Origin of the sequence: Pseudomonas sp. B6001 (assembly GCF_013386015.1) — a bacterium.
GTDB lineage: Bacteria > Pseudomonadota > Gammaproteobacteria > Pseudomonadales > Pseudomonadaceae > Aquipseudomonas.
The window spans coordinates 170,900-189,808 of the sequence record NZ_JACAOX010000004.1; the positions used below are offsets into that span (position 1 = coordinate 170,900).

The 18,909-nt window shown below is 61.8% G+C and carries 14 protein-coding genes; 8 read left to right on the forward strand and 6 right to left on the reverse strand.

The window, feature by feature from the left end:
- Positions 1-55: 55 nt before the first annotated feature.
- The 7 genes from tpx to HX821_RS06915 all read left to right on the forward strand — a co-directional run bounded on the left by tpx (position 56) and on the right by HX821_RS06915 (position 12,961).
- Positions 56-556, forward strand: a complete 501-nt coding sequence (gene tpx, locus HX821_RS06885) for a thiol peroxidase (protein ID WP_134326424.1) — start codon at positions 56-58, stop codon at positions 554-556.
- A gap of 230 nt (positions 557-786) precedes the next feature.
- The gene (locus HX821_RS06890; protein ID WP_003207498.1) at positions 787-2,097 is read left to right on the forward strand and encodes an MdtA/MuxA family multidrug efflux RND transporter periplasmic adaptor subunit; all 1,311 of its coding nucleotides are present in this window, start codon (positions 787-789) and stop codon (positions 2,095-2,097) included.
- Entirely contained in the window at positions 2,094-5,195 is a 3,102-nt protein-coding gene (locus HX821_RS06895) for an MdtB/MuxB family multidrug efflux RND transporter permease subunit (protein ID WP_177028185.1), read from the forward strand. The genes HX821_RS06890 and HX821_RS06895 overlap by 4 nt, the downstream gene beginning before the upstream one ends.
- A complete protein-coding gene (locus HX821_RS06900; protein ID WP_177035475.1) occupies positions 5,192-8,299 on the forward strand; it encodes an efflux RND transporter permease subunit in 3,108 nt (1,035 codons plus the stop codon). The genes HX821_RS06895 and HX821_RS06900 overlap by 4 nt, the downstream gene beginning before the upstream one ends.
- Entirely contained in the window at positions 8,296-9,774 is a 1,479-nt protein-coding gene (locus tag HX821_RS06905; RefSeq protein ID WP_003207503.1) for an efflux transporter outer membrane subunit, read from the forward strand. The genes HX821_RS06900 and HX821_RS06905 overlap by 4 nt, the downstream gene beginning before the upstream one ends.
- Before the next feature lie 274 nt (positions 9,775-10,048).
- Positions 10,049-12,142, forward strand: a complete 2,094-nt coding sequence (locus HX821_RS06910) for a bifunctional diguanylate cyclase/phosphodiesterase (RefSeq protein WP_003207505.1) — start codon at positions 10,049-10,051, stop codon at positions 12,140-12,142.
- A 72-nt stretch (positions 12,143-12,214) separates the two neighbouring features.
- A complete protein-coding gene (locus HX821_RS06915; RefSeq protein WP_008435175.1) occupies positions 12,215-12,961 on the forward strand; it encodes an SDR family oxidoreductase in 747 nt (248 codons plus the stop codon).
- A gap of 49 nt (positions 12,962-13,010) precedes the next feature.
- On the opposite strand, the gene HX821_RS06920 is transcribed toward HX821_RS06915, so the two are convergent.
- From HX821_RS06920 to HX821_RS06935, 4 genes are all read right to left on the reverse strand, one after another.
- On the reverse strand, positions 13,011-13,382 hold the full coding sequence (locus HX821_RS06920) for a hypothetical protein (protein ID WP_008435173.1): 372 nt from the start codon (positions 13,380-13,382) through the stop codon (positions 13,011-13,013).
- A 188-nt stretch (positions 13,383-13,570) separates the two neighbouring features.
- Positions 13,571-14,980 carry a GntR family transcriptional regulator MpaR gene (gene mapR, locus HX821_RS06925; RefSeq protein ID WP_093197530.1) on the reverse strand — a complete coding sequence of 470 codons (1,410 nt, stop codon included), beginning with the start codon at positions 14,978-14,980 and terminating at the stop codon, positions 13,571-13,573.
- Positions 14,981-15,151: 171 nt separating this feature from the next.
- Positions 15,152-16,567, reverse strand: a complete 1,416-nt coding sequence (gene ccoG, locus HX821_RS06930) for a cytochrome c oxidase accessory protein CcoG (protein ID WP_177035476.1) — start codon at positions 16,565-16,567, stop codon at positions 15,152-15,154.
- 184 nt (positions 16,568-16,751) lie between these two features.
- Positions 16,752-16,991, reverse strand: coding sequence for a DUF3203 family protein (locus HX821_RS06935; RefSeq protein ID WP_003207514.1), 240 nt, complete (start codon positions 16,989-16,991; stop codon positions 16,752-16,754).
- A gap of 120 nt (positions 16,992-17,111) precedes the next feature.
- Between HX821_RS06935 and HX821_RS06940 the strand changes: the two genes are divergently transcribed.
- Positions 17,112-17,606 (forward strand): MgtC/SapB family protein, encoded by a 495-nt coding sequence (locus HX821_RS06940; protein ID WP_008435167.1) that lies wholly within the window; start codon positions 17,112-17,114, stop codon positions 17,604-17,606.
- Positions 17,607-17,692: 86 nt separating this feature from the next.
- Here HX821_RS06940 and HX821_RS06945 read toward each other — a convergent pair whose 3' ends face one another.
- Complete coding sequence (locus tag HX821_RS06945) at positions 17,693-18,529, reverse strand: hypothetical protein (protein ID WP_177021960.1); 837 nt, start codon at positions 18,527-18,529, stop codon at positions 17,693-17,695.
- A gap of 195 nt (positions 18,530-18,724) precedes the next feature.
- Positions 18,725-18,883 (reverse strand): hypothetical protein, encoded by a 159-nt coding sequence (locus tag HX821_RS06950; RefSeq protein WP_166742161.1) that lies wholly within the window; start codon positions 18,881-18,883, stop codon positions 18,725-18,727.
- Positions 18,884-18,909 lie beyond the last annotated feature (26 nt).

An 18,909-nucleotide genomic window follows, 5' to 3' on the forward strand; every position in this document is an offset into this window, starting at 1 on the left:
TTTAACTTCGGCACCTGAAATTCGTTTCACTACCACCACTAGAAGGATTCCGTTCATGGCTCAAGTTACCCTCCGAGGCAACCCTGTCCAGGTCGAAGGCGATTTGCCGAAAGTCGGCGCCAAGGCGCCAGACTTCACCCTGACTGCCGGCGACCTGTCTGACGCGACCCTGGCGACTTTCGCCGGCAAGCGCAAAGTGCTGAACATTTTCCCAAGCGTTGATACCCCGACCTGCGCCACTTCGGTTCGCAAGTTCAACGCTCAGGTCAACGACGTGAACAACACCGTAGTGTTGTGCATCTCCACCGACCTGCCATTTGCCCAGGCGCGTTTCTGCGGTGCCGAAGGCCTGGAAAACGTGAAGAACCTGTCGGACTTCCGTGAGGCAGCCTTTGCTGTCGACTACGGTGTAGCGCTTGCTGATGGCCCGCTCCGCGGCCTGACCGCCCGTGCCGTCGTGGTACTGGACGAGAACGACAACGTGCTGCACAGCGAACTGGTCAGCGAAATTGGCCAAGAGCCGAACTACGAGGCAGCCCTGGCTGTTTTGAAGTAACTGTTACTACGCATTACTGTCGTTTTGCAGTAACACGCGTGATGCAGTATTACGGCCTGGCCTAGTCCAGGCCGTTTTTATTTGTGCTTCAGAGGCTTAGCCAGATAGCGAATGGACTAAGCACAGAAGTTAAAAGTTGTAATCCAAGGTAAATAGCCGGTAAAGGCGCTTTTCTTAACGCGCCCCAGTGCTTATCTTTCAGCCTCCCGAAGAAGAAGCTCTCGCACCCAATGGTTGATCACTCCATGCAATCCACCCCTCGTCACTCCCGCCGCTGGCTGTTCGGCCTTCTCGTGCTGCTGGTCATTGCCGGCCTGTGCTGGAAGTTCTGGCCTGGCACCAGCCACAAGGACAGCGCCGAGAAGAAGCCCGCCGGGCATGCCGGCAAGTCGGGGATGATGCGCCCGGGCTTTGGGGGTTCTACTGGCCCGGTGCCGGTGCGTGTGGCGCCGGCGGTGCTGGGCGAGTTCCCGGTGTACTACAAGGCGCTGGGTACGGTGACGGCACTCAACACTATCAATGTGCGCAGCCGGGTTGGCGGAGAACTGGTCAAGATCGCCTTTGAAGAGGGGCAGATGGTCAAGGCCGGTGACCTGCTGGCGGAAATCGACCCGCGCAGTTACCAGAATGCCTTGCTCCAGGCCCAGGGCACGTTGCTGCAGAACCAGGCCCAGCTGAAAAACGCCCAGGTCGACGTGCAGCGTTATCGCGACCTGTATGCCCAGGACAGTATCGCCAAGCAGACCCTGGACACCGCCGAAGCGCTGGTGCTGCAGTACCAGGGCACGGTCAAGACCAACCAGGGCGCGGTGGATGACGCCAAGCTCAACCTCGAATTCACCAAGATCCGCGCACCGATTACCGGGCGTGTCGGCCTGCGCCAGGTGGACGTGGGCAACCTCGTCGCCGCCAACGACACCACCTTCCTGGCGGTGATCACCCAGACCCAACCCATCAGCGTGGTCTTCACGTTGCCGGAAAACACCCTGGAAACCGTGCTGGCGCGTTATCACGCCGGCAACAAGCTGCCGGTGGAAGCCTGGGACCGTGGCGATGTCGCGGTGAAAGCCACGGGCGTGCTGCAGAGCCTCGATAACCAGATCGACGTCACCACCGGCACCCTGAAATTCAAGGCGCGGTTCGATAACAAGGACCAGGCGCTGTTCCCCAACCAGTTCGTGAACGTGCACTTGCTGGCCGACACCCTGCACAACGTGGTGCTGGCGCCGTCGGCAGCGATTCAGTTCGGCAATACCGGCACCTTCGTCTACGTGCTCGATGGCGACAAGAAGGTCAAGGTGCGTCCGCTGGTGATCGGTGATTCCGACGGCGACAACACCGTGGTCAAGCAAGGCCTGGCCGCCGGCGACCGCGTGGTGCTGGAAGGCACCGACCGCCTGAAGGACGGCAGCGACATTGAAGTGGTCAACGACAGCACTGAAGTGCCGACCACGCCGACCGAACACCTCCAGGGCCAGCCGGCAGCCAAGACGCAACAAGGCCCGGCTGATGCCGCCAAGGCGCAAAAGGGCGGCGCATGAACCTCTCGCGGCTGTTCATCCTTCGCCCGGTAGCCACTACCCTGAGCATGCTGGCCATTGTCCTGGCCGGCGTGATCGCTTATCGCCTGCTGCCGGTCTCGGCCTTGCCCCAGGTGGATTACCCGACCATCCGGGTGATGACCCTGTACCCCGGCGCCAGTCCGGACGTAATGACCAGCGCGGTCACGGCGCCCCTTGAGCGTCAGTTCGGGCAGATGCCCGGCCTGACCCAGATGGCGTCCACCAGCTCCGGCGGCGCCTCGGTGCTGACCCTGCGTTTCAACCTCGACATCAACATGGATGTCGCCGAGCAACAGGTGCAGGCCGCGATCAACGCCGCCACCAACCTGCTGCCCAAGGACCTGCCGGCGCCGCCGGTGTACAACAAGGTCAACCCGGCGGATACCCCGGTGCTGACCCTGGCCATCACCTCCAAGACCATGTTGCTGCCCAAGCTCAATGACCTGGTCGACACGCGCATGGCGCAGAAGATCGCGCAGATCAGCGGCGTCGGCATGGTCAGCATCGCCGGCGGCCAGCGCCAGGCGGTGCGGATCAAGGTCAACCCCGAGGCCCTGGCGGCCAACGGCCTGAACCTGTCGGACGTGCGCACCCTGATCGCCGCCTCCAACGTCAACCAGCCCAAGGGTAACTTTGACGGCCCCACGCGGGTGTCGATGCTCGACGCCAACGACCAGTTGGTCTCGCCCAAGGAATACGCCGAACTGATCCTCGCCTACAACAACGGCGCGCCGTTGCGGCTCAAGGATGTGGCGCAGATCGTCGACGGCGCCGAGAACGAACGCCTCGCGGCCTGGGCCAACGAAAACCAGGCGGTCCTGCTGAACATCCAGCGCCAGCCCGGGGCCAACGTCATCGAGGTGGTGGACCGCATCAAGGCGCTGTTGCCAAGCATCACCGACAACCTGCCGGCGGGCCTGGACGTGACGGTGCTTACCGACCGTACCCAGACCATCCGGGCCTCGGTCAAGGATGTACAGCACGAATTGCTGATCGCCATTGCCCTGGTGGTGATGGTGACGTTCCTGTTCCTGCGCCGCTTCAGCGCGACCATTATTCCGTCCATCGCCGTGCCGCTGTCCCTGGTGGGCACCTTCGGCGTGATGTACCTCGCCGGTTTCTCCATCAACAACCTGACGCTGATGGCGCTGACCATCGCCACCGGTTTTGTGGTGGACGACGCCATCGTGATGCTGGAGAACATTTCCCGCTACATCGAGGAAGGCGATACACCGCTCAATGCGGCGCTCAAGGGCGCCAAGCAGATCGGTTTCACCCTGATTTCCCTGACCCTGTCGCTGATCGCGGTATTGATCCCGCTGCTGTTCATGGCGGACGTGGTGGGGCGCTTGTTCCGTGAATTCGCGATCACCCTGGCGGTGGCGATCCTGATTTCCCTGGTGGTGTCCCTGACCCTGACGCCGATGATGTGCGCGCGGTTGCTCAAGCGTGAGCCGAAAGAGGACGAGCAGGGCCGTTTCTACAAGGCCAGCGGCGCCTGGATCGACTGGCTGATCGAGGCCTACGGGCGCAAGTTGCAGTGGGTGCTCAAGCATCAGCCGCTGACCCTGCTGGTGGCCATAGCCACCCTGGGCCTGACCGTGGTGTTGTACATGGTGGTGCCCAAGGGCTTCTTCCCGGTGCAGGACACCGGCGTGATCCAGGGCATTTCCGAAGCGCCACAGTCGATTTCCTTTGCCGCGATGAGCCAGCGCCAGCAGGAACTGGCGAAGATCATCCTCGAAGACCCGGCGGTGGAGAGCCTGTCGTCCTATATCGGGGTAGACGGTGATAACGCCACCCTCAACAGTGGTCGCCTGCTGATCAACCTCAAGCCCCACGGCGAACGGGACCTGAGCGCGGCACAGATCATCACGCGCCTGCAGCCGCAACTGGACAAGCTGGTGGGGATTCGCCTGTTCATGCAGCCGGTGCAGGACCTGACCATCGAAGACCGCGTCAGCCGTACCCAGTACCAGTTCAGCATGTCCTCGCCGGACGCCGAGCTGCTGGCCTTGTGGAGTGAAAAGCTGGTACACGCCCTCAGCCAGTTGCCGGAACTCTCCGACGTCGCCAGCGACCTGCAGGACAAGGGCCTGCAGGTGTACCTGGTGATCGACCGTGACGCCGCATCGCGCCTTGGTGTGTCGGTGTCCACCATCACCGACGCGCTGTACGACGCGTTCGGCCAGCGGCAGATATCCACCATCTACACCCAGGCCAGCCAGTACCGCGTGGTATTGCAGGCCCAGTCCGGTGAAACCCTCGGCCCGGACGCCCTGAACCAGATCCATGTGAAAACCACCGACGGCGGCCAGGTGCGGCTGTCGAGCCTGGCCCATGTGGAACAGCGCCAGGCCCAGTTGGCAATCGCGCATATCGGTCAGTTCCCGGCGGTGATGATGTCGTTCAACCTGGCCCCCGGCGTGGCGCTGGGCAAGGGCGTCGAACTGATCAACCAGACCCAGAAAGACATCGGCATGCCGGTGGGCGTGCAGACCCAGTTCCAGGGCGCGGCCCAGGCATTCGAGGCTTCGCTGTCGAGTACCTTGCTGCTGATCCTGGCGGCGGTGGTGACCATGTACATCGTGCTCGGGGTGCTCTACGAGAGCTATATCCACCCGATCACCATCCTCTCCACCCTGCCGTCGGCAGCGGTGGGCGCCTTGCTGGCCTTGCTGCTCAGTGGCAACGACCTGGGGATGATCGCGATCATCGGCATCATCCTGCTGATCGGCATCGTGAAGAAGAACGCGATCATGATGATCGACTTTGCCCTCGACGCTGAGCGCAACCAGGGCCTGGACCCGCAAACCGCGATCTACCAGGCGGCGCTGTTGCGCTTCCGGCCTATCCTGATGACCACCCTGGCGGCGCTGTTCGGTGCCGTGCCGTTGATGCTCGCCACCGGCTCCGGCGCCGAGTTGCGCCAGCCGCTGGGCCTGGTGATGGTGGGCGGGTTGCTGGTGAGCCAGGTGTTGACCCTGTTTACCACCCCGGTGATCTACCTGTATTTCGACCGCCTCGGCCGTCGCTGGCGCAAAGAACCGGTGCGCCTGGAGCCGGTTGAGTCATGAACCTGTCCGGACCATTCATTCGCCGGCCGGTAGCCACCATGCTGCTGAGCCTGGCGATCATGCTGCTGGGCGGCGTCAGCTTCAACCTGTTGCCGGTGTCGCCATTGCCGCAGATCGATTTCCCGGTGATCGTGGTGTCGGCCAGCTTGCCGGGGGCCAGCCCCGAGGTGATGGCGTCTACGGTGGCCACGCCGCTGGAGCGTTCCTTCGGCGCGATTGCCGGCATTACCACCATGAGCAGTTCGTCGAGCCAGGGTTCGACCCGGGTGATCCTGGCGTTCGACTCCAATCGCGACATCAACGGCGCGGCGCGGGAAGTGCAGGCGGCGATCAACGCCTCGCGTAACCTGCTGCCAAGCGGCATGCGCAGCATGCCCACCTACAAGAAGATCAACCCGTCCCAGGCGCCCATCATGGTGCTGTCCCTGACCTCGGACGTGTTGCCCAAGGGCCAGCTGTACGACCTGGCCTCGACCATTCTGTCCCAGAGCCTGTCCCAGGTGCCGGGCGTGGGTGAAGTGCAGATCGGCGGCAGCTCGTTGCCCGCCGTGCGTATCGAACTGGAACCCAAGGCCCTCGACCAGTACGGCGTGGCCCTGGACGATGTGCGGAATACCATCGCCAATGCCAACGTGCGCCGGCCCAAGGGTTCGCTGGAGGACAGCCAGCGCAACTGGCAGATCCAGGCCAACGACCAGCTGGAAAAGGCCAAGGACTATGAACCGCTGCTGATCCGCTACCAGAATGGCGCGGCCTTGCGCCTGGGGGATGTGGCGAAGATCAGCGACGGCGTCGAGGACCGCTACAACAGCGGCTTCTTCAACAATGACTCGGCGGTGCTGCTGGTGATCAACCGCCAGTCCGGCGCCAACATCATCGAGACGGTGAAGCAGATCAAGGCACAACTGCCGGCCTTGCAGGCGGTGTTGCCGTCCAGCGTCAAGCTGAACCTGGCCATGGACCGTTCGCCGGTGATCACCGCCACCTTGCACGAAGCCGAGATGACCCTGCTGATTGCCGTGGCCCTGGTGATCCTGGTGGTGTACCTGTTCCTCGGCAACTTCCGCGCCTCGCTGATTCCCACCCTGGCGGTGCCGGTGTCGCTGGTGGGCACGTTTGCAGTGATGTACCTGTTCGGCTTTTCCCTGAACAACCTGTCGCTGATGGCGCTGATCCTCGCCACCGGCCTGGTGGTGGACGATGCCATCGTGGTGCTGGAGAACATTTCCCGGCACATCGACGAGGGTGTGCCGCCGATGAAGGCGGCGTACCTGGGGGCCCAGGAAGTCGGCTTCACCTTGCTGTCGATGAACGTCTCGCTGGTGGCGGTGTTCCTCTCGATCCTGTTCATGGGCGGTATCGTTACCAGCCTGTTCCGCGAGTTTTCCATCACCCTGGCAGCGGCGATCATCGTCTCGCTGGTGGTGTCGCTGACCCTGACCCCGATGCTCTGCGCCCGCTGGCTCAAGCCGCATGTCAAAGGCCAGGAAACAGGCTTGCAGCGCTGGAGCCAGAAGATCAACGACCGCATGGTGGCAGGCTACGCCCGCAGCCTGGACTGGGTGCTGCGCCACAAGCGCCTGACGCTGCTCAGCCTGTTGGTGACCATCGGGGTCAACGTCGCGCTGTATGTGGTGGTGCCGAAAACCTTCATGCCCCAGCAGGACACCGGGCAACTGATCGGCTTTGTGCGTGGCGACGACGGGCTGTCATTCAGTGTGATGCAGCCGAAGATGGAAATCTTCCGCAAGGCGGTCCTGCAGGACCCGGCGGTGTTGAGCGTGGCAGGCTTTATCGGCGGCAACAGCGGCACCAACAACGCGGTGATGCTGGTGCGGCTCAAGCCCATCAGCAAACGCAAGATTTCTGCCCAGGCGGTGATCGAGCGCATGCGCAAGAATGTGCCACTGGTGCCCGGCGGGCGCCTGATGCTGATGGCTGACCAGGACCTGCAATTCGGCGGCGGCCGCGACCAGACCACCTCGCAGTATTCCTACATCCTGCAAAGCGGTGACCTGGCGGCCTTGCGCCTGTGGTACCCGAAAGTGGTTGCCGCGTTACGTGAGCTGCCGGAGCTGACCGCCATCGATGCCCGTGAAGGCCGTGGGGCGGCCCAGGTGACGTTGATTGTCGACCGCGACCAGGCCAAGCGCCTGGGCATTGACATGGACATGGTCACTGCCGTGCTCAACAACGCCTACAGCCAGCGGCAGATTTCCACCATCTACGACAGCCTCAACCAGTACCAGGTGGTGATGGAGGTCAATCCGAAGTACGCCCAGGACCCGATCACCCTCAATCAGATGCAGGTGATCACGTCCACCGGTGCGCGCGTGCCGCTGTCGGCCATCGCTCACTATGAGAACAGCCTGGCGGACGACCGGGTCAGCCATGAAGGCCAGTTCGCCTCGGAGAACATTGCGTTTGATATGTCGCCCGGCGTCACGGTGGAGCAGGGCACGGCCGCCATTGAGCGGGCGATTGCCAAGGTCGGCCTGCCGGAAGAGGTGATCGCGAAGATGGCCGGTACGGCCGACGCCTTCGCCGCCACCCAGAAAGGCCAGCCGTTCATGATCCTCGGTGCACTGGTAGCGGTGTACCTGGTATTGGGGATTCTGTATGAGAGCTATATCCACCCGCTGACCATTCTGTCCACCTTGCCGTCGGCGGGGGTGGGCGCCTTGCTTTCGATTTACCTGCTGGGGGGCGAGTTCAGCCTGATCTCGCTGCTGGGGCTGTTCCTGCTGATCGGGGTGGTGAAGAAAAACGCGATCCTGATGATCGACCTTGCGCTGCAACTGGAACGCAAGGACGGCATGAGCCCGCTGGAATCGATCCGCGCCGCCTGCCTGGTGCGGCTGCGCCCGATTCTGATGACCACGCTGGCGGCGATTCTTGGCGCCGTGCCGCTGCTGCTCAGCACGGCCGAAGGCGCGGAAATGCGCCAGCCCCTGGGCCTGACGATTATCGGCGGGCTGGTGTTCAGCCAGATCCTGACCCTCTACACCACGCCTGTGGTTTACCTTTATCTCGACCGCCTGCGCCACCGTTTCAACGGTTGGCGCGGAGTGCGTACCGATGCTGCCCTGGACACTGCGCTATGACCGATTCAACGTTTCCCACCGTGCAACGTCTGGCGATGACTCGCGGCTCAAAGCTGCTGAGCCTGGCCCTGTGCGGCGTGATGCTCAGCGCCTGCGCCGTCGGCCCGGACTACAAACGCCCCGAATTGACCGAGCCTGCCCAGTACAAAGAGGCCCAGGGCTGGCGCCAGGCCGCGCCCAGCGACTCGCTGGCCCGGGGCGCCTGGTGGGAGCTGTACGGCGACAAACAACTGAATGAGCTGGTAGAAAAACTCAACAGCTCCAACCAGACCGTGGCCCAGGCCGAGGCGCGTTATCGCCAGGCCGCCTCGCAGGTGCGCAGTGCCCGTGGGGCGTTCTTCCCCACGGTTGACCTGAGTGCCTCGAAAAGCCGGGCCAGCCAGGGTACCGGCAGCAGTAACGCCAGCCTCAGCAGCTCCAGCAGCGGTATTCGCGACACCCTCAACACCCAGTTGGGCGTGAGCTGGGAAGCCGATATCTGGGGCAAACTGCGCCGGGGCCTGGAAGCCAATGAAGCCAGCGCCGAAGCCAGCGCGGCGGATCTTGCGGCGATGCGCCTGAGCCAGCAATCGGAACTGGTGCAGGATTACCTGCAACTGCGGGTCATGGACGAACAGACCCGTTTGCTGCAAGCCACGGTGGACACCTACCAGCGCTCCCTGCAGATGACCCAGAACCAATACCGCGCCGGTGTCTCGGGCAAGGACGCCATCGCCCAGGCCCAGACCCAGCTGAAAAGCACCCAGGCCAGCATGATCGACCTGATCTGGCAGCGGGCGCAGCTGGAAAACGCAATTGCCGTGCTGATCGGTGTGCCGCCGGCCAACTTCAACCTGGCGGTGAGCAAGGACATTCCGGCGCTGCCGCAGATTCCGGTGAGCCTGCCGTCGCAACTGCTGGAGCGCCGCCCGGATATCGCCCAGGCGGAGCGCTCGGTGATCGCGGCCAATGCCAACATCGGCGTGGCCAAGACCGCTTACTACCCGGACCTGACCCTGAGCCTGGCCGGCGGCTATTCCAGCAGCACCTACGCCGACTGGATCAGCCTGCCGAACCGCTTCTGGTCGGTGGGGCCGAAACTCGCCATGACCCTGTTCGACGGGGGCCAGCGTTCGGCCGAAGTTGACCGCGCCGAGGCGTCCTACGATGAAACCGTGGCCAAGTACCGCCAGACCGTACTCGATGGGTTCCGTGAGGTGGAAAACTACATGGTCCAGCTCAAGGTCCTGGAAGACGAGGCGGTCGTGAGTAACGAGGCCCTCGAAGCGGCCCGGGAATCCCTGCGCCTGACCCAGAACCAGTACAAGGCCGGGTTGATCGCCTATCTCGATGTGGTCACCGTGCAAGCCACCGCCCTGAGCAACGAGCGTACGGTGCTGACCCTGCTGCAAACCCGGCTGGTTGCCAGTGTGCAACTGATCGCTGCACTGGGCGGTGGCTGGGATGGCCAAATGCAGCTGAGCGACAAGAAGTAAACACCGCTCTGGCTGGTGTACGGGCTTGTGTGGGAGCGGGCTTGCTCGCGAAAACGGTGGGGCAGTCAACTGTGTATGAACTGACCCGCCGCTTTCGCGAGCAAGCCCGCTCCCACAAGGGTTCTGCGGTGTTTTTGAGCCAGCGGATTGGCGTCAAATTTTGAATGATGGCTATACGACAATATTTCAGGTGTACAAGATTTATTCTCGCTACAATCCCTGACTTTTCAGCCCGGCACGGATGCCGTTCGGCCCATAGGTCACGAGAAGTCCCATGCTCACCGGTAGTTATTCCCCCGCCCTGGTCCTGATTTCCCTGTTCGTCGCGATCCTCGCATCCTATACGGCGTTGGACCTGACCGGCCGCATCGCCACTGCCAGGGGCCGCGCGGTGTACCTGTGGATGGGCGGCGGCGCGCTGGCGATGGGCGTGGGGATCTGGTCGATGCACTTTATCGGCATGCTCGCCTTCCGCCTGCCCATCAGCCTCGGCTATGACGTCGGCATCACGGCGCTGTCGTTGTTGATCGCGATCCTGTCCAGCGGTTTTGCCTTGTGGCTGGTGAGCCAGCCGCGTTTGCCGGCGTGGCAACTGGCATTTGGCGCATTGATCATGGGCGCCGGCATCAGCGCCATGCACTACACCGGCATGGCCGCCATGCGCATGACCCCCGGCATCGACTACGACCCCACGCTGTTCACCGCCTCGTTGCTGATTGCCGTGGGTGCGTCGGCGGCGGCGTTGTGGATTGCCTTCAACCTGCGGCGCAACACGCCGTATGTGCGGTTGGCCCGAGGCGGGGCGGCGATGGTGATGGGCGTGGCGATTGTCGGCATGCACTACACCGGCATGGCCGCCGCGCGTTTCGCCGATGGCAGCTTCTGCGGCGCGGCCCTGGACGGCTTGAGTGGCAAGGGCCTGGATAACCTGGTGCTGGTTACCACCCTGGCAGTGTTGATCATCGCGCTGCTGACCTCCCTGGCCGATGCCCGCCTGGAAGCCCGCACCGCGGTGTTGGCCGACTCCCTGACCCAGGCCAACCAGGAACTCACCCACCTGGCCCTGCACGACATGCTCACCGGCTTGCCCAATCGCACCCTGCTCGCCGACCGGATCCAGCAGGCGATACAGCGGGTGAACGAAGAGGGCGGCTGCTTCGCGCTGATGTTTATCGACCTGGACGGCTTCAAGCCGGTGAATGACGCTTTTGGTCACCACATGGGCGACCAGCTGTTGCAGCAAGTCGGCCTGCGCCTGCGCGAAGACTTGCGCAGCCAGGACACCCTGGCCCGCATCGGCGGTGACGAGTTTGTATTGCTGGTGCAATTGGGCCAGCCCGACGATGCGTTGCGCTTGGCCGAGCGCCAGGTGGGCATGATCAACCAGGCCTTCCACGTCGCCGAGCATGAGCTGAAAATCTCCGCCAGCATCGGCATCGCACTGTTCCCCGGCAACGGCGCCACGCCCCAGGAACTGCTGATGAACGCCGACGCGGCGATGTATCACGCCAAGGGCATGGGCAAGAACGGCTACAGCTTTTTCGACGTGTCGATGAACACCAATGCGCGCAAGCAACTGCAACTGCTGCAGGACTTGCGCAATGCCGTGGAGCACGAGCAGTTCCGGCTTTATTACCAGCCCAAGTTCGACGCCATCAGCGGCCGCCCGGTCGGTGCCGAGGCGCTGCTGCGCTGGGAGCACCCGCAACAAGGCCTGTTGTTGCCGGACAAGTTTATCGAGCTGGCGGAAAAGACCGGGCTGATCATCCCCATCGGCGAATGGGTACTCAACGAAGCCTGCCGCCAGATGCAGGTGTGGTATGCCCAGGGCTATCACGACTGGCGCATTGCCGTGAACCTGTCGGCGTTGCAGTTCTGCCACGCCGGGCTGGTCAAGAGTGTCGCCGCTGCCCTGGAACGCCACCGCTTGCCAGCCAACAGCCTGACCCTGGAAATCACCGAAACCACCGCCATGAGCGATGCCGACGCGAGCATGACGGTGTTGCAGAAGCTTTCGGACATGGGCGTCGACCTGTCCATCGACGACTTCGGTACCGGCTATTCGAGCCTGATGTACCTCAAGCGTCTGCCGGCCAATGAGCTGAAGATCGACCGGGGCTTCGTGCGTGACCTGGAGCACGACAGCGACGATGCCGCCATCGTCTCGGCCATCGTTGCCCTCGGTCAGGCCCTGGGCCTGCGTATTGTGGCCGAGGGTGTAGAGACCGACTCACAGCAGAGCTTCCTCACCCGGCTGGGCTGCGATTCGCTTCAGGGGTATCTGCTGGGGCATCCGTTACCGGCCGAGGGTTTCATGGCCGACATCCAGCGCGCCGAGCAGGTGGTGAGTGTGCATTCGGTGATGTGAGCCCATGCAAAACCTGCAGGGCGCAGGTAGTATTGGATCCATCAGCTCACGTTGAACCAGGAGACCTTACACATGGACAAAGTCGTCGTCATCACCGGTGGCAGTCGTGGGATCGGCGCCGCCACGGCGCTGCTGGCCGCCGCCCAGGGCTATCGCATCTGTATCAATTACCAGGCCGATGAAGACGCCGCCCACCGCGTACTTGAGCAAGTGCGTGCCCTCGGCGCCCAGGCGATTGCCGTGCGGGCTGATGTCAGCATTGAAGACGAAGTGATTGGCCTGTTCCACCGGGTCGATACCGAACTGGGCCGGGTGACGGCACTGGTCAACAACGCAGGTACCGTCGGGCACAAGTCGCGGGTCGATGAGATGTCCGAGTTCCGCATTCTGAAGACCCTCAGGACCAATGTGTTGGGGCCGATCCTGTGTGCCAAGCATGCGCTGCTGCGCATGTCGCCCAAGCATGGCGGGCAGGGCGGCAGCATCGTCAACGTTTCATCGGCCGCCGCCCGGTTGGGCTCGCCGGGGGAATATGTGGATTACGCCGCGTCCAAGGGCGCGCTGGATACCTTCACTCTCGGGCTCTCCAAGGAAGTGGCGGGCGAGGGGATCCGGGTCAATGGCGTGCGTCCCGGGTTTATTTTCACCGACTTCCACGCCCTGAGCGGCGACCCGGATCGGGTCAGCAAGCTTGAGCCGGGCATCCCCATGGCCCGTGGCGGGCGTGCAGAGGAAGTCGCGGAAGGGATTATCTGGCTGCTCTCGGACAAGGCGTCCTATGCGACGGGAACCTTTCTTGACCTGGCGGGCGGTCGGTAGTTTTGTACCGCCTGTGGCGAGGGGCACGCCGCTCGCCACAGCCCAGGTATCAGGCGCCGCGCAGCGCTTCATAGCCCCTGAGGGAAAACGCCTTGAGCAGGCTGGCCTCCGAGTCTGGATGAATGGCGTAGCCGTGATTCGAAAAACCGTCCAGGACACCGTTGCGGCTATGGCTGGCGCTTAATTTGAGATCGTCCACATTGTCGATAAATCGCAGTACCTTATCCAGGTTGTAGGTGGCGTCGGCGCGAGAGTCCGGGTCTTGGTTGGCCGCGCTCCAGTCACCCACCTGACGCTTCAGGTCATCGCTCACTTCGTAGTGGTCGCGGTTATCCAGGAAGTTCTTCAGCACAGGGCTTTGTTCGGTAATCTGGTCACTCGATCGATGATCTCCCGCGGGGCGCCCGGTAGCGCCTGTCATTTCGCGCACCTGTTGCTGCTCTGCGGCACGCATATAGTGGGGAGGAACGGGAAGGGGTCGCAGGCCGGGAGCTGAAGAAATAGTCATAAGGCATCTCTGATGTGAACCAAGTGAATGCGCTCTTTCTATCGTAAGAAATAGCGCACTCCTGTGTGGTTCTTAGCCCGGCTACGGTTCCCATCCGTAGGTTAAAACGACCGCACAATCTTCCCCAGCGTCTCCATCGCCTTCTCACACGACTCATCCCACGGGCTGCCGTAGTTCAAGCGAATGCAGTTCCTGAAGCGCTGTGTCGGCGAGAAGATCGGCCCCGGTGCGATGCTGATGCCCTGGGCCAGCGCCATCTGGAACAACTTCAACGAGTCGGTCTGCTCCGGCAATTCCAGCCACAGGAAGTACCCGCCGGCAGGCTGGCTGACCCGTGTCTGCGCCGGGAAATAGCGCGCGATGGCGGCGAGCATGGCGCTTTGCTGTTCTTCCAGCGCGTAACGCAATTTACGCAGGTGCCGGTCGTACCCGCCGTGTTGCAGGTAATCGGCAATCGCCGCCTGGGCGGGCATCGAGGCACACAGCGACGTCATCAATTTCAGCCGCTCGATCTTCTGCGCATAACGTCCGGCGGCGACCCAGCCGATGCGGTAGCCCGGAGCCAGGCTCTTGGCGAACGAGCCGCAATGCATCACCAGGCCTTCGGTGTCGAACGCCTTGGCCGGTTTCGGCGCTTGTTGGCCGTAGTACAACTCGGCGTACACGTCGTCTTCGATCAGCGGCACCTGGTGACTGCGCAGCAATTCCACCAGTTCCTGTTTCTTGGCCTCGGGCATGGTCGCGCCCATCGGGTTCTGGAAGCTGGTCATGCACCAGCAGGCCTTGATCGGGTAACGCTCCAGGCTTTGCGCCAGCACCTTGAGGTCGATGCCATCGCGCGGGTGCACGGGGATTTCCACCGCCTTGAGTTTCAGGCGTTCGAGGATTTGCAGGCTGGCGTAGAACGCCGGCGCTTCGATGGCCACCAGGTCGCCCGGCTCGGTCACGGCTTGCAGGCACAGGTTCAGTGCTTCAAGGGCGCCGTTGGTGATCAACAGTTCTTCCATGGGCAACATCAGCCCGCCCACCATGTAGCGCAAGGCAATTTGCCGGCGCAGTTGCGGGTTGCCCGGCGACATGTCGGTGACCACCATGCGCGGGTCCATTTCCCGGCTGGCGCTGGCCAGGGAACGGGCCAGGCGTTGCAGCGGGAACAGCGTCGGGCTGGGGAAGGCCGAGCCGAAGGGCACGGTTTGCGGGTCCTTGATGGAATCGAGCACCGAGAACACCAATTCGCTGACGTCCACCTCGGTGGACTCGTGCACATGGGCACTCACCACCGGCTCGGAAAACGGGCTGGGCGCATGGGTGTTGACGAAGTACCCGGAGCGCGGCCGGGCGCGGATCAGCCCGCGTCGCTCCAGCAGGTAGTACGCCTGGAACACCGTGGACGGGCTGACACCGTAGGTCTGGCTGGCATAACGCACCGAAGGCACGCGCTGGCCGGGCCCGAGCACGCCGGAGCGGATCAGTTCTGCGATGTCGTCGGCGAATTTCTCGTAGCGTTTCATTGGGGCTCAGTGCTTTGAACAGATTTTGCTGATTGAACACAGATCAAACGGTGGGAGCGGGCTTGCTCGCGAAAGCAATCTTTCAGTTGATGTATCCATTGACTGGCACACCGCTTTCGCGAGCAAGCCCGCTCCCACATTTTGATCTCCAGTGTTGCTGAAAGCTTGGGCTCAGCGATTCAATGGCGCCACAAACCGGCTGTCCGCCGCGCTGTAAATCCACGGCTCATCCACGTCCGAGACCTTGAAGCGGATCGTCTGCGAACTGCTGGCGGGCTTCTTTGCGGTCAGCGCCACCGACACCGGCACATCGGTAATCTCACCTGGTGCCAGGCTGATCTCGGTCTTGCCCTGCAGCTGGAAGCCGTCGCCGTCCATCAGCTCCAGGCGGTAATCCTGGCGCTGCTGGGTCTTGTTGATGACCTTGAGGCTGTAGATGTTCTCGATGAAGCCGTCACTGTTCTCGCGGAACATCCCCCGGTCCTTGGTCACGTCCAGCGACACCATCGGGCGTTCCACCAGCGCCACCACCAGCGCGCCGATCATCACCAGCAGCACGGCACTGTAGCCGATCAGGCGTGGCCTGAGCAGATGGGTCTTGCCACCTTGCAACTGATGCTCCGAGGTGTAGCTGACCAGGCCGCGGGCATAGCCCATTTTATCCATGATCGAATCACAGGCATCGATACACGCGGCGCAGCCGATGCATTCCATTTGCAGGCCGTCACGGATGTCGATGCCGGTGGGGCATACCTGCACGCACAGCTGGCAGTCGATGCAATCACCCAGGCCGACGTCCGCCGGTTGCACGTCTCGTTTGCGCGGGCCACGGTTCTCGCCGCGGGCTACGTCGTAGGAAATGGTCAGGGTGTCCTTGTCGAACATCACACTCTGGAACCGCGCATACGGGCACATGTGCATGCACACCGCTTCACGCAGCCAGCCGGCGTTGATGTAGGTGGCGCCGGTAAAGAACAGCACCCAGAACAGGCTTACGCCGCCCATTTGCCAGGTCAGCAGCTCCTCGGCCAGCGGCCGGATCGGCGTGAAGTAGCCGACAAATGTCAGCCCGGTCAGCACGCTGATCCCCAGCCACAGCGTGTGCTTGGCCGAGCGCCGCGCCAGCTTGTCCAGGCTCCAGGGCGCAGCTTGCAGCTTGATGCGTTGGTTTCGCTCGCCTTCAGTGACCTTTTCGCACCACATGAACAGCCAGGTAAACGAGCTTTGCGGGCAGGTATAGCCGCACCACACCCGCCCTGCGAATACGGTAATGGCGAACAGGCCGAACGCGCAGATGATCAACAGCGCCGACAGCAGGATGAAATCCTGGGGCCAGAACGTGGCACCGAAGATGTGGAATTTGCTTTCAGCCAGGTCCCATAGAACCGCCTGCCGTCCGCCCCAGTTCAGCCACACGGTGCCGAAAAAGGCCAGGAACAGAAAGCCTGCGCCTGCCACGCGCATCGTACGGAACAAGCCGGTAAAACTGCGGGTGTGAATCAGGTTGTCGCTGGATTTGGCCTTCATCTTCTTTGGATGTGCAGGCTCAAACACTTCTACGGTTCGGACGGGGATTCTATCGCTCATGGTCTTTCGCTCATCAGCCTCCATCAGGCAGATGAACTATGACCGGCGCTCTGTTTGCATAACAGACTCAGGTATGGCGATAAAAAGCGGATCAGATGGGCCGCCCGTGCATGCCTGCGACAATGTGCTGCACCCGGTGGTGCGCGGGGTGCAGCGCTTTTGAGGCGGGGCTGATCCAGGTCAATCAAATCACCGAATCACCGTCGGTAGCTTTCAAGTGCTTACGGCCGTCTTTGGCACCCGCTACGGTCAATGCGTCGGCTTCGGCTTCGGTGATATAGGTGCGGTCACCGTTCAGCTTCACGAACGACATGGATTTCTCGCTGTCGGTTTCGACCGTGACATGGGTGGCTTCCAGTTGTTTCTCGTGGCCGTCCACATCGACGGTGAAGAAACATTGCTGACCTTCGATACGTACGGGCATATCGATCTCCTTTTTGTGGACTATTACTGATTAGGGTGGGATGCGCAGGCAATGGTTCTGCGCAACTGACTGACGGTCGATGCTGTCCATGTTCTATCGACCCCCAACAAGGAAACGTCCATGGACGCCTGGTGGCATGAAGTCTGGGTAACCCTGCAAGCGGAATTTGCCGATATCGGCGATGCCCGGCAACTCACGCAAATCACCATTCGGCTGCTGATTGCGGCGATATTGGGCGGGATCCTGGGTTACGAGCGCGAACAGAAAGGCAAGGCCGCCGGGGTACGCACCCACATGCTCGTGGCCCTGGGCGCCGCGCTGTTCGTGTTGGTGCCGAGCATGTCCGGCTCCCAGGCAGACGCCATGAGCCGTGTGCTGCAGGGCGTGATAGCGGGTATCGGCTTTCTTGGTGCTGGCACCATCCTCAAGGGCAAGGAAGACGAAGAGGGTCAGCACGTCAAAGGGCTGACCACCGCCGCCGGCTTGTGGATGACCGCCGCCATTGGGGTGGCGGCGGGAATGGGGCGGGAATCCACGGCGGTACTCAGCACGTTGTTGGCTTTGGCGGTGTTCAGTGTGATGCCAAGAATCGTCAGGCTATTGGAAAAGAATTAGTCGCCGTATTTTTCATCAGGTCGCGCGTGAATGGGCTGACAGCGTGATATCGAGGCGTGTGCAACTTCACGCTCCTGCTGTATTGATCACTGTACCGGAATGGTGATTTGATCTTCTTTGTGATACGCGAATATGCGTTGGTCTTGAGCGAGCAAGTCAACACGAACCACCGGAAGCAGGCGCTGCGTATAGCCGTAATACTCGCGCTGAAGTTTCTTGGCCGCATCTCTTCCTGGCAAGTTGGCAGCGTTATAGAAGAAAGCCTGGAAGGGGACTTTATCAATCTCGGACACTGTCCAGGCTGAGGTGACGACTTCATTCCAATCTTCAATATAGTTTGCCGGCATCAGTTTTCTGACAGTGATGCTTAGAGAAAACTGCTGCGCCGATCCACGAAACGCACACATAAAAAAATAAGCCGGTTTGACTTTGTTGAAGTGGGCCAGCCAGGTGGGGCCATCCACCACGCCTTGCTCATCGCAGTGCCGGCTCCATTCACGCTGGTAGCCTGGCAGCTCCCTGGAAGTTTCGCCGCATCCATCCGGGCGGTCACCTGTCGCACCATTGGTGGGAAAAGAGCAGCGCACGCTGATTGGGCCCGCTGCGGTGGAGGGCAATGCCGACATTATTACGCCAGCGTCCCGTGCAAACAGCTTCCTGATACCCAGGTCGGCTCGCAGGTAAGAGAATGCGGCGGCATTGCGCTCAAGCTCGCCGGGCGATGCTATGAGGCTGTCAGTGACGCGAATAAGCACCCCATTGCAGTGATACAGGGCCACGCCTTCGGCACACTGAGCAGCGGTGTCCTGGTAGCGGTTGTTTAATTTGCTTGCGATTTCCGTATCGAGCGGGCCGGAGGGTTCGGTGGTGCAGGCGGTCAAGGTGCAAAGGGAAAGCAGCAGGTAGGCGGCTGTTCTTTTCATGAGGTTTCTCCGAGAGGTTTTATTGTTCTGTTGTTCGCGCGTCGCGCACTTTGATCATGGGCGGCGTTCGTCTCGGCTGATACTGTCGGTTTTGACAGTTCTTTATAATTTTTTGTGAATGAAGTTGCACCTTATAGATTCAAGTAAACGCGGAAGCCTGAAGCTTCCGCTTTTTACTTCCTGTGATCGGTCTCTTCAGACAATCACCGGCGGCATCGTCGTCGGTGGTTCCTCCACCGGTGGTGGCTGTGTGCCTGGCGGTTCCTGCTCGGGAACCGGGTCGGGTTCGGTCGGCGGTAATGTGGGCTTATCTATATTGGGATCAGGCGTTTCAGCCGGAATAGGGATATTCATCGGTGTGGCCTCCTTTGTGCTTTGCT

Excerpts from the sequence above, each read along its gene's own strand:
- tpx (WP_134326424.1), top strand. The coding sequence starts at position 56 with ATGGCTCAAGTTACCCTCCGAGGCAACCCTGTCCAGGTCGAAGGCGAT.
- HX821_RS06890 (WP_003207498.1), top strand. The coding sequence starts at position 787 with ATGGTTGATCACTCCATGCAATCCACCCCTCGTCACTCCCGCCGCTGG.
- HX821_RS06895 (WP_177028185.1), top strand. The coding sequence starts at position 2,094 with ATGAACCTCTCGCGGCTGTTCATCCTTCGCCCGGTAGCCACTACCCTG.
- HX821_RS06900 (WP_177035475.1), top strand. The coding sequence starts at position 5,192 with ATGAACCTGTCCGGACCATTCATTCGCCGGCCGGTAGCCACCATGCTG.
- HX821_RS06905 (WP_003207503.1), top strand. The coding sequence starts at position 8,296 with ATGACCGATTCAACGTTTCCCACCGTGCAACGTCTGGCGATGACTCGC.
- HX821_RS06910 (WP_003207505.1), top strand. The coding sequence starts at position 10,049 with ATGCTCACCGGTAGTTATTCCCCCGCCCTGGTCCTGATTTCCCTGTTC.
- HX821_RS06915 (WP_008435175.1), top strand. The coding sequence starts at position 12,215 with ATGGACAAAGTCGTCGTCATCACCGGTGGCAGTCGTGGGATCGGCGCC.
- HX821_RS06920 (WP_008435173.1), bottom strand. The coding sequence starts at position 13,382 with ATGACAGGCGCTACCGGGCGCCCCGCGGGAGATCATCGATCGAGTGAC.
- mapR (WP_093197530.1), bottom strand. The coding sequence starts at position 14,980 with ATGAAACGCTACGAGAAATTCGCCGACGACATCGCAGAACTGATCCGC.
- ccoG (WP_177035476.1), bottom strand. The coding sequence starts at position 16,567 with ATGAGCGATAGAATCCCCGTCCGAACCGTAGAAGTGTTTGAGCCTGCA.
- HX821_RS06935 (WP_003207514.1), bottom strand. The coding sequence starts at position 16,991 with ATGCCCGTACGTATCGAAGGTCAGCAATGTTTCTTCACCGTCGATGTG.
- HX821_RS06940 (WP_008435167.1), top strand. The coding sequence starts at position 17,112 with ATGGACGCCTGGTGGCATGAAGTCTGGGTAACCCTGCAAGCGGAATTT.
- HX821_RS06945 (WP_177021960.1), bottom strand. The coding sequence starts at position 18,529 with ATGAAAAGAACAGCCGCCTACCTGCTGCTTTCCCTTTGCACCTTGACC.
- HX821_RS06950 (WP_166742161.1), bottom strand. The coding sequence starts at position 18,883 with ATGAATATCCCTATTCCGGCTGAAACGCCTGATCCCAATATAGATAAG.